Genomic DNA, 13,275 nt, shown 5'->3' on the forward strand with positions numbered 1-13,275 from the left:
CCGGCCTTCCCCTGCGCAATGGCTTTACGGCTTATGCCGTGATCTCCCCGGAGACGAGTTCTTGGTTGACTCCGTCGCTGCCGTTTCCGCTTGCGCTTCTCCGGCAACTTGACACCTGCAACGGGCGCCAGGACCACACGGTTTTGCCGTACGCTTTTGTCGCGTTACGTCTTCGCGACATCAGCGTCCACCGCAACCCGTCCAACGTCCGTGACGACGGCCGACGCCCTCTGAGTGGGACGGGATGGCCAAACATATGCACCTGATTTTCATTCGGGTAAACAGAAATATTTTTTATTTTGGGCTTGACACGAATTCTGTAAATCGGAATTGATTTGCCCGTCGGGTTGTTTTGTCGCACCTCTCTCCGTCATTCCGGGGCGATGCGCAGCATCGAGCCCGGAATCCATCGGGCGGCAGAGGATGCGGCCTGATGGATTCCGGGCTCGCGCTAAACGCGCCCTCAGATGCGCAATTGCGCATCGGGGAATGACGGGGAGAGAGTCTTCGAGTAGTCCCGCATCTCGCCGCGCTCATGCGGGCTACGCGCTGCAATTCGCACCCGCTCACATGAAAAAAACACACAAACACATCAGATTAAGAACACACAAACAGAACAGATTGCACTTACCAGCGAAAATGCGACGGGAACAATCCGGTCCTGTCGGCATTATCGTCAACGCTTCGAATTCCGGGAGACTTCCATGAAAACGGCAAAGATCATGCTGGCTGGACTGGCCGCCCTCACCCTCGTTTCAGCGGCCTCAGCCCAGCAAGCGATGACGGGAACGGTCACGCGAATTGACCGGACCGACGGGACGATCGCAATCCAGTTGCACCCGACTCCAACACAGAGCGGCACCGTCGGCGCCAACACCGCCGATGCTAAAACAGACGGTCCTGCCGAAGAGCTCAAGACCAAGATCCAGGGCAATCTGTTGAACGTCCTGCACGCCGGCGACCGGGTCAAGTTTACGCTCACCGACGCGGGTGGCACCAAAAGCATTACCAACGTCGAGCGGCCGTAACTGACGGGCACGCACAGCCAAATCGAAACGCAAAAAGGGCCGCGGCAAAACCGCGGCCCTTTCTCTTGGACTTTCTCTTGGACTTTCTCTTGGAAGGGTCTGTCGTTACTCCGTGCAGACCTTGGTCGTCTTCATGCCGGTTTCGGCTTCCGTCTTGGTCTTGAAGATGCCGTTGTCGACGATGGTAGTGGTGGTGCTGGTCGGCTTGGTTTCGACCACCGTGCACTTCTTCGTGGTGCTGTCGCGAACCACGTAGTATTCGGCGGCCATCGCGGTCCCGGCAACGCTCGTTGCGGCAAACGCCAGCGCGCCGATCATCAGAAATTTCTTCAAGGTATCCTCCTCCGATTTCGTAGTGATGCCATCAGCAACCCGCGGAGAAACCAGATGTTCCACTTTTTCCCGAATGGTTCGCACTTCCCGGATTCAATTCCGGCCTGTGCGAGGCGAGGCGGTCCGGTAACAGACCGGGAATAGTCGGCAATATCGTTCAATATGGACCTCAATCCCCCTCAGTCTTTGCGGCGAGCGGAACAAACATATGATCGGGAACTTGTAGACGTGATCGCAATCATGCGATGGAGGACGACTGAATGAGACGCATTGCACTGATTGGCTGCGCACTGCTGCTGGCAATGACCGCATCCGCTTCCGCCAGGCTGGGGATTGCGCCGCTCAGCGTGTCGGATGACGGTGTGACCCAGGTCAAGCACGGACGTGGGCATGGTCACGGACATCGCATGGGCCGCGGTGGCCGGGGCCACCATTACGGTTGGGGTCGGGGCCGCGGGCACCATTACGGCTGGCGTCATCACCGTCGTCACTACTGAAACGCTAATTCGCCGGGTGCTGCTTTCATCGATCCATTGCCCCGACGAAAGCAGGCACCGGCGGTATGGACGGTCGCGCCGACAGGCGCGGCCTGTTCAGTTTTCTGACGCCGGTCAGCCCAGCTCCATCTCGACGGCGATCCGGATCAAGTCGGAATGGTTCTTGGCGCCGAGTTTCTGCTTCAGCAGCGAGGTGGTGTTGGCCACGGTCTTGTAGGAAATATCGAGCGCGTCGGCGACTTCGACGATTTTGTCGCCGCGACCGAGCAGGCGCAGGATTTCCAGTTCGCGCGCGGTCATTTGCGAGGCCGGATTGGCCTTGATGGAAGCGCCCGAGAACGTCACCGCCTCCGCTAGTTGCGGCGAGATGAAATTTTCTCCCGAGGCCACCTTGCGAACGGCCTTTACCAGCGTCCGCGGATCGTCGCCCTTGGCGACGTAACCCTGCGCGCCCATTTCCACGGCGCGAACCACGAAGGCCGGGTCGTCATTCATGCTGAACATGATGATTTTGGCGTCCGGATCCTCCTTGCGGATCCGCCGCATCAGCTCAAACCCCGAAACGTCGGGAAGTTTGATATCGATGATTGTGACATCCGGTCGCCGCGTCATAAACGCCTTATGACCGGATTTTGCGTCCGCGGCCTCGTCAATTTTCACCGTAGCGTCCGAAGCGAACAGCGAACGGCAGCCGGAAACGACCACGGGATGGTCGTCGACGATCAGGATCCTGGTTGCCGATTTGGCGATGTTCTGCATCCTTGCAGCCCCTTTTGGGATAAATAGGCATTTCGCGATAATTGAAAAGAGAAACCTGCGCTACGGGAGTTAGAATAGTCCGAATGTGGCAGAATCTTTCCCTTCGCATGCGGCTAATTCTCCCGCTCGGCACCATGTTCGTGGCCGCGCTGCTGCTCGGGGCCGTCTCGCTGCAGCTTTTCGCGCCGGCTCAACTGGTGGATGAAAGCGAACCGGCATCACGATCGGCAAAGGTGGTTGCCGAGGCGCTCAACAACGCGCTGCTGACGACCGCCAACCCGCAGCAAACGCTTGACGCATTTGTGCATGCGCTGGGCACATCGGAAGCCATCCGCTTCCGCCGTACCGGTACAGAGACGACCACGCCATTGCTGGCGGAGATTCGCACCCCCCTTGGACGCGTGCCGCAGTGGTTCGTCGATCTTCTCGGCCTGCCGGAGATCGGCGCCTCGTTTCCTGTGAGGATCAATGGAAAGCAGGTCGGCGACATCCTGTCTTCACCCGACCTTTCAGCCGACATCTACGAGAAATGGGTCGGCTTTCTCGCCCTCGTTTCATCCGTCATCGCCCTGATGCTGGTGACCGGCATTATCGCCTATTTGACCGCAGGAACCGTGGTCGACGCGCTGCGGAATCTGGGTGAAGGCCTGACCCGGATGCGGACGGGGGACTACCAGCACCTGATCGCGGCGACGGGTCCGCCGGAGATACGCAAGAGTTCCGAACTGGCCAATGAACTCGCACGCACGCTGAACCAGCTGAGCCAGGACAATCGCAGCCTGCTGCGGAGGGTCGTCTCGCTGCAGGACGATGAGCGCCGCGACATCGCGCGCGACCTGCATGACGAACTCGGGCCATTGTTGTTCGGGATCCGGGCCAACGCGGTGGCGCTACAGGATGGCGCGGCACAGCACAGGAAACTCGGCCCTTCGGTCGAGGCGATGCTTAAATCGGTCGAGGCGCTGCAACTTGCGAACCGCCGTATCCTCGACCGGTTGCGGCCGCTTCATATTCAGGAGTTGGGGCTGGAGAAAAGTGTCCAGACCCTGCTGCAGTATGCACGATCGCAGGCGCCCGGCCTCAAGCTGAATGTGCGGATCGATCCCGCTCTGAACGACGTCGATGGGCTGCTTTCCCAGACCATCTACCGGGTTATCCAGGAGGGCGTGACCAATGTCCTCAGGCACGCCAATGCGAGCGCGACAAGCGTCGAGGCGACGATCGAAGGAAACCAGGTATTGGTGGAAATTTCCGACGATGGCGTTGGATTTACACCGGACCAGCCCTTTGGCCGTGGACTGACGGGAATGCACGAGCGCGTCCGGGCCCTGAGCGGGACATTCGAATTCAAGCGGCAGAACAGCCGGACCTATGTCCGGTGCCGTCTGCCGGCTGGCGAGTGAGGCGCACCGCTGGCCCACGGATTCAGCGAAAGCTGCGGCGCGAAAGAACATCAGGTTGAAAGCTGGAGTGGCGACCGCGACCGCGTCGTCACCAGGCGCGATCCCGCGCACCAGCGACATCCAGCGCCGTTGCCGGCGCGAATGGGGCGCAGCGGGTTTGCAAAATCTTCCCGGAAGCGTCGAACGTGAAGACGATGCGAACGGGCTTGCCGTCGCAATTCAGGTAATCGAGCATGACCCCGTCGGCAGACGGCGTGATCTCTTCCAGTCCGAAGGCATTGGGCGAGAACGCCTCGAGCCGGGGCCGCCAATATGATTCAAGCGCAGCCCGGCCCGCATAGTTGTTTCGGCCGTCGCAGTCACATTCGAGGCTTGCCTCTGACGCGTACAGGTCGAGCAGCGGGCCAAGCTCATGTCGCCGGCAGGCATCGAGCCAATCGACGACAACAGCCACCTGATCGATATCGTTGGCGATATCCTTGGCAGCATCCTCGGCAATTTCCTTGGGCTGTTCGACATGTCCATTGGCTGCACCGACCGGTTAGCCGCAATTCAGTTGGAACCAAAAACAGTTTGGGTCCCCGGAAGTTCCAGGCGGGGGGCAGTCAATGTGCGCCATGCCGACGCTCGCCGTGCCGCCTTTTCCGCGCGGCGGCCGCGGCAGATACCGATCCGCGGATTCAAGACAACCGTGCTAGCGAGTCATCAATCTCTGGTAGCGGCAATCCGTGCAAACGGTGAGCACGCGGATTCAAGCGTGACAGCGCGTTTGCACCTTGCAGCCACACACTGCATGCGTCGCGCGTCTGCCTACGCCACAATGCGGATTGACTAGCCTCCGACGCCGCGCCCATAATCCCGATGCAAGGGGCTTTCTGCACGTACCGACCACAAGAGTCGTGACAGTCTGGTGCAAAGGCGGGGTAACGGGCTTGTCGGCATCGCGGCGTCCAATGTTCGGCGAGCAACAGCGGTTCATGCTGTTTCTCATTGCGCCGGCGGCACTCCTGATGCTGCTGTTTCAGGTGCTGCCGATCGTGATCGGCGCCAATGCCAGCTTTCGCGACTGGGCGCTCTATAATCCGAAGAAGATCTGGGTCGGCTTCAGTCACTATTACGCGGTGCTGTCGGATCCGGCGTTTCTCTACGTGGTGCTGCCGAACACCTTCCTGTTCATGATCCTGAGCGTGGCCGGGGCGCTGGTGGCGGGACTGGCGCTGGCGCTGCTGCTCAACCGCCCGTTTCGTGGGCAAAAGCTGGTGCAGACAATCCTGCTGGTGCCGCTGATGGTGGCCCCGGTCGTCGCCGCAATCATGATCCGCTGGATGTTCAACGACCAGTTCGGCATCGTCAACACGGTGCTGGAGGCGATCGGGCTGGAAGGCCAGCCCTGGCTCGTGCAGCGCTGGAGTGCCTTCGGCATCATCCTTTTGACCGACATCTGGCTGTGGACGCCGTGGTTCACGCTGCTGCTGCTCGCCGGATTGCAGAGCCTGCCGAAGGAGCCGTTCGAGGCGGCCGCGATCGACGGCACCACGACCTGGCGCGTGTTCAGATTCCTGACCCTGCCGATGCTGCGCCCGGTCATCGTGGTGTGCGTGGTGATCCGCGCCATCGACGCCTTCCGCACCTTCGACATTGTGTGGACGCTGACCGGCGGCGGGCCGGGCCGCTCGACCGAGCTGTTCAGCCTCTATGCCTATGTGCACGCGTTCCTGAACCTCGATCTCGGCCGCGGCTCGGCGGCGGCGATCATCGGCGGGCTCATCATCCTCGTGATCGGCGTGGTGCTCTATCGCCTCGTCGACCGCATCGCAAAGGCATAGTCAGATGCCGATCGTAAGCCGCCCCGATTTCCTGCCGGGACTGCCGAAATGGAGCCGCAAGACGCTGTTCGCGCTGGCGCTGTTCGGCATCTGCTTTGCGTTCGCGTTTCCGGTGCTGTGGCTGATCCTGACCTCGCTGCGGCCGGAATCCGGCGTCTATTACGTCCATCGCGGCACCGAATTCACGCTGGCCAGCTTCGCCGAGGTGTTGACCGACGACCGCATCGTGTCGGCCTTCCTCAACAGCGCGCTGATCTCGACGCTGGCGACCATCTTCTCGCTGCTGGTCACCGTCTCCAGCGGCTACATGCTGTCGCGCTTCACCGGGCCGGCGTCGCGAATCTGGTTCGGGACCATCTATGTGTTCCGCTGCATCCCCTATATCTCCTGGGTGCTGCCGCTGTACTTCGTGACCCAGAGCTGGGGCCTCTACGACACCTATACCGGGCTGCTGCTGCCGCATGTCGCGGTGCATATCTGCTTCTTCTCATGGCTGATGAAGGGGTTTTTCGACGGCATCGACCCGTCGATGGAATACGCCGCGATGATCGACGGCTGCACGCGGTGGGGCGCCTTCATCCGCGTCGCCATACCGTCGGCGCTGCCGGCGATCTCGGCGCTGGCGGTGCTGTGCTGGCTGTTCACCTGGAACGAATTCCTGTTCGCGCTGATCCTGACCGGCAACCGTGTGCCGATGATCACGGTGGTCATGGCGCAGTTCGTCACCGAGATGGGATTGCGCTGGAATTTGATGGCCGCGACCGCCGTGATGGCGCTGGTGCCGGCGTTCCTGGTGGCGCTGTTCGGGCAGAAATATGTGATCCGGGGACTGCGCATCTAGAAACGACGGGGACGCTGAATAAAACGAGGAAACAACACCAAAAACGAGGGAGGGAAGCGATGAAGCAACTGACAAAACTGGCTGTCGCAACGACGGTGGCCCTGTGGGCGGCCGCAGGAAGCGCGAGCGCCCAGGTGACCGAACTGCGGATCGGCTATCAGCCGAGCCCGATCCAGGACAATTCGATTGCGATGTTCGAGGCCTGGGGCGCCAAGAACGGCGTCAAGATCGTCAAGGTGCCGAATTCCTACGGCGTCTATGTCGAGAAGATGACGGCGTCGCTGACGTCGAACTCCGATCAGTACGACGTTATCTGGCACAATGACGATTGGGGCCAGACCTGGGCGCATCTGCTCGAGCCGATGGATGACGTCGAAGCCAACAAATTTGCTTCCAAGTGGAGCATGTCACCGATCGTGTTCGGCAACGACAAGGGCCAGAACACCGTCGTGCCGATGGGGCAGACCTTCAGCGTGTTCTTCTACCGCTCCGACCTCGTCAAGCCCGAGGAAGTGCCGAAGACGCTGGACGAACTCGTCACCGTGAGCAAGAAGCTTCAGGCCGACGGCAAGGTGAAGTTCGGCTATGTCGCCGGTGCGTCGATGAACAACTCCTGGTTCACCTGGTTCTGGTCGATGTGGGGCAACAATTGCGACGTGCTGCTGCCGCCCTACGAGCGCGACAACAAGAAGCTCGCCGCGAACGGGTGGAAATCGGGCATGACCGAGCCCTGCATGCAGAAGAACGTCGAATATTGGTGGGATGCGATCAACACCCACAAGATCGTGCCGCGCGGCATGCCGGCCTATGACCGCAACGAAGCCAACGCCGTGTTCATGGCCGGCGACGCCGCGTTCACAGTGGCGGACTCGCTATGGTGGGGCACGTTCAACGATCCCGCCAAGTCGAAGATCGCAGGCAAGGTCGCTGCCACGCGCTTCCCGCTCGGTCCCGATCGCGCCAAGCCGTTCGCGTGGGACGATATCTGGGGCTGGGCGATCCCGAAGTCGATCTCGCCGGAGCGCAAGAAGAAGGCCAAGGAAATGCTTAACGCGATGATGCTGGACAAGGAAGGCCAGAAGAAGCTGTTCAAGGCGACCGGCGCGCCGCCGCCCAACACCGAGTTCTGGGCGGAAATCGCGGCGGAAGACGCGTTCATGAAGCTGCTGAAGGAATCGGTGCTGGATTCGCCGGACAAGGTGCGCGGCGCCTACTACTTCCCGCAATGGCCAGCCGTGCACAAGGCGTTCAACGACACCGTCACCAAGGCCGTCACCGGCAAGCGCGAGGATATCGCAAAGGTGCTGGCCGAGGGCGCGCCGCTGGTCAGCAAGGCGGCGCAATAGTCGATGAGCAAAATCCCGCCGCGGGAAATCGCGGCGGGATTATTTTGGGTCACTTTTGAATCTGGTAACGGCGGGTAAATGGCAGCGATTTCACTCAGCAAGCTCAACAAGCATTATGGCTCGCTGTTCCACGCCGTAAAGGACGTCGATCTCGAGATCGCCGACAAGGAGTTCGTGGCCCTGGTCGGACCGTCCGGCTGCGGCAAGTCGACGACGCTGCGCATGATCGCAGGGCTGGAGGACATCACCAGCGGCGACATCCGCATCGGCAACCGGGTCGTCAACGACCTGCCGCCGCGCGACCGCGACATCGCGATGGTGTTCCAGAACTACGCACTCTATCAGCACATGAGCGTCTACGACAATCTCGCCTTCGGCCTGCGCAACAAGAAGACTTCCGAAGCCGAGATCAAGGCCGCGATCGACCGCGCGGCCGGCATGCTCGGCCTGCACGAATTGCTGGCGCGCAAGCCCAAGCAATTATCCGGCGGCCAGCAGCAGCGCGTCGCGCTCGGCCGCTGCATCGTGCGCAATCCGGAAGTGTTTTTGTTCGACGAACCGCTGTCGAATCTCGACGCCAAGCTGCGCGCGCAGATGCGGATCGAGATCAAGCGCCTGCACGCCGCCATTCCGACCACGTCTGTTTTCGTGACCCACGACCAGGTCGAGGCCATGACGCTGGGCGACCGCGTCGTGATCATGCGCGACGGCCGGGTGCAGCAGGTCGGCACGCCGCTGCAGGTCTACGGCAAGCCCGCCAATAAATTCGTCGCGGGTTTTATCGGCGCGCCCGCGATGAACTTTGTCAACGTCACCGTGCGCAGCGATGGTGTTGCTACGACGGTCGAGGCTGATGGCCTCAAGCTGACGGTTAGCGGCGCCGATGCGCGCGCGCTCGCGGCCTATCATGGCAAGCCCGTGATCATGGGCGCGCGGCCCGAACATCTCGCGCTTGGCGAGGGCGCGCCGGGCGCCAGCTTTGACGCCCATGTCGAAGTCGTCGAGCAGCTCGGCTCCGAGATCCTGCTCGAGACGAAAGTGGGCAGCCACGGCATCACGGTGGCCCGCGTGCCCGCGGAAACGGTGATCGCGCGCGGCGATCGGGTCCGCGTCTCGGCCCAGCCCGGCCGGCTGCATTTCTTCGATCCGGAAACGGAATTGCCGATTACGGGTTAAGCGTGCTCTCACGATCTTGTCATGGCCGGGCTTGACCCGGCCATCCATCCTCTTCGGAAGAGTCTTGCGAAGGTGATGGATTGCCGGGTCAAGCCCGGCAATGACGGAAAGAGGGTGTCGTCCCCCTCACCGCTTCACCGCGCCGGTCGGGCTGGCAAATCCTTCCATGGTCCGGATGCGCTTTTCGAGCCACCAGCCATATTCCGGCGCCCAGTCCTCGAATTTGCGATTGATGCCGAGATCATGGGCCCAGTGATGGGCGATGTTGGGGTTGTACTGCGATTGCCGGCCGACCGCAATCAGATCGGCCTGGCCTTTATCCAGCACCGCTTCGGCCTGCTCGGCTTCGAGGATGATGCCGACCGCCATGGTCGCGATATCGACTTCCTTGCGAACACGCTCGGCATACGGCACCTGGAAACCGAGGCCGCGCGGCACTTGGGCTGCCGTTGCCGAACCGGAAATGCCGCCGGAGGAGCAGTCGACCACGTCGACGCCGCGCGCTTTCAATTCGTGCGCCAGCGCCACCGTGTCGTCCATGTTCCAGCCGTTCTGCGCGCCGTCGACCGAGGATACGCGCACGAACAGCGGCATCGTATCAGGCATTTCGCGCCTGACAGCCTCGACGATGTCGAGCGGCAGCCGCATCCGCCCGTTGCGGTCGCCGCCATACTCGTCGTTGCGGGTGTTTGAAATCGGCGAGAGGAACGAGGCCAAGAGATAGCCATGAGCCATATGAACCTCGATCACGTCGAAGCCCGCCTTGACCGCGTTTTTCGCGGCGTGCGCCCAGGTCTTCACCATGGCGCGGCAGTCTTCGGCGGTGAGCTGGCGCGGCGTCAGCCATCCCGGCGCCACCGGTTCGCTGGTCGGACCGACCGGCCGCCACAGCTTGGCGCCCGCCTTGATCTCTTCTGGTGTGAGCGGCCCCATGCCGTTCATCGCCTTTTGCGAAGACGATTTGCGGCCGCCATGGGCGAGCTGAAGCCCGATCGCGGTATTCTCCCGCTTCATGAAAGCGATCAGCGGCTTGAAACTTTCGACCTGCGCGTCGTTCCAGATGCCGAGATCGAACTCGTTGATCAGGCCGACTTCCTCGACGCCGGTGGCCTCGACAAAGACAAGACCAAAACCGCCGAGCGCGTATCGACCGAGATGCACGTGATGAAACATGCCGCAGGTCGCACGGGGATCGGCGCGGTAATGCACCATCGGCGGCACCACCAGGCGATTCTTCAGCGTCAGGCCGCGAATGTTGAACGGCTGGAATAGCAGGGGTCGTGCGGCGGCGGTGTCTGACATGGATGGCCTGTTGCGTGAGGTGCGGAGATGGCGCGGCGATGATTGACCATCTGGAATCGGAGGTCCAGCCAGCCCTTGCATGTCATGCATGCAGCAACGCTTCGGCCCTAGTCGCCACCAACATCGACTTCGAGGCCGGCGGCCTTCAGTGAGGCGATGGTCGCCTCAAGATGGGTCCGGTCCCGGGTTTCGATGACGACCTCGAGGACCACCGCCTTGGCTGGCAGGTCGGTGAAGATGCGTTGATGGGACACCTCGACGATATTGGCGCCTGCCTTGGCCAGGACGGCGACAACCGTGCCGAGCTGTCCGGGCCGATCCACGATGTCGAACTTCAGCTTCGAAAGCCGGCCTTCCCTCGCGAGTTGACGCGTCAGCACACCGGAAAGCAGCCGCGTGTCGATATTGCCTCCGCTCAGCACCAGGCCGAGCGAACGGCCCTTGAAGCGGGCCTGATCGGCGAGCACGGCCGCCAGGCCCGCCGCCCCCGCGCCCTCGGTCACCGACTTCTCGATGGTGATGAAAAGGCTCAACGCGTGCTCAATCTGCTGTTCGGTGACGAGCACGATGTCATCGACGAGCGCGCGCACGATGTCAGACGTGATCTGGCCGGGCGCCTTGACGGCAATGCCCTCCGCGAGCGTATCACCGCGCATCGCAAGATGTTCGCCCTTGATGAGGTTGTACATCGAGGGATAAAGCGCGGCCTGGACGCCGACGATCTCGATATCCGGCTTGAGGGTCTTGGCGGCAACGGCGATGCCGGATATCAGGCCGCCGCCCCCGATTGGAACAATCAGGACATCGAGATCGGGCACCGAAGCCAGCATCTCGAGCGCGATGGTACCTTGACCCGCGATGATCAGCGGATCGTCATAGGGATGGATATAGGTCAAACCCTGTTTGCGAGCATGGTCGGTGGCGAGGGTGGCGGTATCCTCCAGCGTCGCCCCACCCTCGATCACGGTCGCACCGTGCCGGCGCGTGTTCTCGATCTTCACCATCGGTGTGCCCACCGGCATGAAGATGGTCGCAGGGATCGAGAGGCGGGCCGCGTGATAGGCCACGCCCTGGGCGTGGTTGCCCGCCGAGGCCGCTGCCACACCGCGCCGCCGTTCGTCGGCCGATAACGCAGACAGCCGATTGAGCGCGCCGCGCTCCTTGAACGTCGCCGTAAACTGCAGGTTTTCGAATTTCAGCCATATGTTCGCGCCCGTGATGTCGGACAACGTACGGCTGCGCTCGAAGCTCGTCCGCTTCACGAAGCCGGCGAGCACGCCTGCCGCCGCCTCGATATCGCGAAGGGTAACCGGCAGGTCGGCGAGGGAAGCTTTCAACGTCTCGGTCATGGTCATCGAATCTCTGCCGACACGCTCCACGCAGCAAGGGCGAAGACGGCGGGTTACGCTAGGCCAACCCACCCTATGAAGCTATTTCAGGAAAAAATACAGCAGGAGATACAGCTAAGGGGACGAAGATGGTGGGTTACGCTTCGCTGACCCACCCTACGACACCACGACGCTACGAAGCTGCGCTTCGTCTTTGCGCGCGCCACCACACGCCGAAGGCGATCACGACCGCCGCCGCCAGGCTGAACCAGGTGATGGCGTATTGCATGTGGTCGTCCTTGAGATGGACATTGAGCGGCCCCGGTTTCGGGATGCCGCTCTCGGGCAGCGGTGATTCCAGATCGACATAGAACGGCGCGACCGCCTTGCCGCCCTCGCCCCAGCCGAGCGCGCGCGCCATCGCAAGATGATCGCGGGTGAACCACAGCCGCTTGGCGATATTCTCTGACGGCGTCAGCGCGCCGGCGGCTTCCGGAAAGCGGAGATAGCCGGTGAATTTGACCGGCTGGCCGGTGACGAGCCGGCCGACCGCGCGGTCTTCCTGCGCACGATCCTGCATCGTGTTCTGCACGAAGCCGGTGTTGACCGCGACGATTGACCCATCGGCGGTTTGCGCCGGCAGAAACGCCCAGGTGCCGGGACCGGACACGTCGTTACGGACCGAAGAGCCGGAGCTATAGACCATCACATCGGGAAGCCGCGCGTAAGTTCCGGTGAAACTGACGCGGCGGAATTCGTCCTTGGCCGATGTCAGCGAGCTCCATTGCGCCTGTTCCGGCAGCGCCTTGGGCGCATCGGCCAGCCTTTCGTTCAGGGCCGCGATCAGCGCGTGCTTCTGGACGCGCCGCTGCAATTGCCAGATCCCGAGGCCGAGGCAGGTCACGATCATCACGAGCGTGAAGATGGCAAAGCCGAGCGTACCACGCCGCCGCGCAACAACGCCGGTCATTTCGGCTCGCGGTCGATCAGGCGGCCGGGTGCAGCCTTGTGATGGTATTGCAGCGCGATCAGCAGCGACTTCATCGAGCGCAGCGGTAACAGCGTGGTTGCCAGAATTAATGGCAGCCACAACGCCGCATGCAGCCAGAACGGCGGCTGGTACTTGATCTCCACGATCAGGGCCGATCCGACCACGATCGCACCGGCGATCATGATGATGAAGATCGCCGGCCCGTCGCCTGCGTCAATGAAAGCGTAATCGAGCCCGCAGGCCTCGCAGTTCGGTCGCAAATCGATGAAGCCCGCATAGAGCTTGCCCTTGCCGCAGCGCGGGCAGCGGCAAGCGATACCGCGCAATGCGCTCTCGGTCAGCGTGGGAAGCGTCTCGGTCATTTGTATCCACCTTCTCCCGCAAGGGAGAAAGTGCACTCCATAGCGCTCTATACAGCCCCACGCAACTCTACTAAGTGATTGTA

Annotated in this window: 13 protein-coding genes; 6 read left to right on the forward strand and 7 right to left on the reverse strand. The window is 61.9% G+C overall.

The window, feature by feature from the left end; translation table 11 throughout:
- Positions 1 to 704 precede the first annotated feature (704 nt).
- The gene (locus JQ575_RS29325) at positions 705 to 1,028 is read left to right on the forward strand and encodes a copper-binding protein (protein ID WP_212036679.1); all 324 of its coding nucleotides are present in this window, start codon (positions 705 to 707) and stop codon (positions 1,026 to 1,028) included.
- Positions 1,029 to 1,133: 105 nt separating this feature from the next.
- On the opposite strand, the gene JQ575_RS29330 is transcribed toward JQ575_RS29325, so the two are convergent.
- Positions 1,134 to 1,361: a hypothetical protein gene (locus JQ575_RS29330; RefSeq protein WP_212036680.1), complete on the reverse strand. Its 228-nt coding sequence runs from the start codon at positions 1,359 to 1,361 to the stop codon at positions 1,134 to 1,136.
- A gap of 611 nt (positions 1,362 to 1,972) precedes the next feature.
- Positions 1,973 to 2,617 (reverse strand): response regulator transcription factor, encoded by a 645-nt coding sequence (locus JQ575_RS29335; RefSeq protein ID WP_212036681.1) that lies wholly within the window; start codon positions 2,615 to 2,617, stop codon positions 1,973 to 1,975.
- An 83-nt stretch (positions 2,618 to 2,700) separates the two neighbouring features.
- Between JQ575_RS29335 and JQ575_RS29340 the strand changes: the two genes are divergently transcribed.
- The gene (locus JQ575_RS29340) at positions 2,701 to 4,020 is read left to right on the forward strand and encodes an ATP-binding protein (RefSeq protein WP_212036682.1); all 1,320 of its coding nucleotides are present in this window, start codon (positions 2,701 to 2,703) and stop codon (positions 4,018 to 4,020) included.
- An 88-nt stretch (positions 4,021 to 4,108) separates the two neighbouring features.
- Here the strand turns inward: JQ575_RS29340 and JQ575_RS29345 are convergent, their stop codons facing one another.
- A complete protein-coding gene (locus JQ575_RS29345) occupies positions 4,109 to 4,474 on the reverse strand; it encodes a nuclear transport factor 2 family protein (protein ID WP_312016043.1) in 366 nt (121 codons plus the stop codon).
- A 523-nt stretch (positions 4,475 to 4,997) separates the two neighbouring features.
- On the opposite strand from JQ575_RS29345, the gene JQ575_RS29350 reads away from it, so the two are divergent.
- From JQ575_RS29350 to JQ575_RS29365, 4 genes are all read left to right on the forward strand, one after another.
- Entirely contained in the window at positions 4,998 to 5,846 is an 849-nt protein-coding gene (locus tag JQ575_RS29350) for a carbohydrate ABC transporter permease (RefSeq protein ID WP_249150582.1), read from the forward strand.
- Between the two features lie 4 nt (positions 5,847 to 5,850).
- Positions 5,851 to 6,687, forward strand: coding sequence for a carbohydrate ABC transporter permease (locus JQ575_RS29355; protein ID WP_211997879.1), 837 nt, complete (start codon positions 5,851 to 5,853; stop codon positions 6,685 to 6,687).
- A 59-nt stretch (positions 6,688 to 6,746) separates the two neighbouring features.
- Complete coding sequence (locus tag JQ575_RS29360) at positions 6,747 to 8,033, forward strand: ABC transporter substrate-binding protein (RefSeq protein WP_212036683.1); 1,287 nt, start codon at positions 6,747 to 6,749, stop codon at positions 8,031 to 8,033.
- Positions 8,034 to 8,111: 78 nt separating this feature from the next.
- The gene (locus JQ575_RS29365) at positions 8,112 to 9,209 is read left to right on the forward strand and encodes an ABC transporter ATP-binding protein (protein WP_212036684.1); all 1,098 of its coding nucleotides are present in this window, start codon (positions 8,112 to 8,114) and stop codon (positions 9,207 to 9,209) included.
- Positions 9,210 to 9,335: 126 nt separating this feature from the next.
- Here JQ575_RS29365 and JQ575_RS29370 read toward each other — a convergent pair whose 3' ends face one another.
- The 4 genes from JQ575_RS29370 to JQ575_RS29385 form a co-directional block, all read right to left on the reverse strand.
- On the reverse strand, positions 9,336 to 10,511 hold the full coding sequence (locus tag JQ575_RS29370) for an NADH:flavin oxidoreductase/NADH oxidase (RefSeq protein ID WP_212036685.1): 1,176 nt from the start codon (positions 10,509 to 10,511) through the stop codon (positions 9,336 to 9,338).
- 107 nt (positions 10,512 to 10,618) lie between these two features.
- Positions 10,619 to 11,860 carry a threonine ammonia-lyase gene (locus tag JQ575_RS29375; RefSeq protein ID WP_212036761.1) on the reverse strand — a complete coding sequence of 414 codons (1,242 nt, stop codon included), beginning with the start codon at positions 11,858 to 11,860 and terminating at the stop codon, positions 10,619 to 10,621.
- Positions 11,861 to 12,032: 172 nt separating this feature from the next.
- Positions 12,033 to 12,809: an SURF1 family protein gene (locus JQ575_RS29380; protein ID WP_212036686.1), complete on the reverse strand. Its 777-nt coding sequence runs from the start codon at positions 12,807 to 12,809 to the stop codon at positions 12,033 to 12,035.
- Positions 12,806 to 13,192: a DUF983 domain-containing protein gene (locus tag JQ575_RS29385; RefSeq protein ID WP_212036687.1), complete on the reverse strand. Its 387-nt coding sequence runs from the start codon at positions 13,190 to 13,192 to the stop codon at positions 12,806 to 12,808. Before JQ575_RS29385 ends, JQ575_RS29380 begins: the two co-directional genes overlap by 4 nt.
- Positions 13,193 to 13,275: the final 83 nt, after the last annotated feature.

This window comes from Bradyrhizobium sp. JYMT SZCCT0428 (assembly GCF_018131075.1).
GTDB lineage: Bacteria > Pseudomonadota > Alphaproteobacteria > Rhizobiales > Xanthobacteraceae > Bradyrhizobium.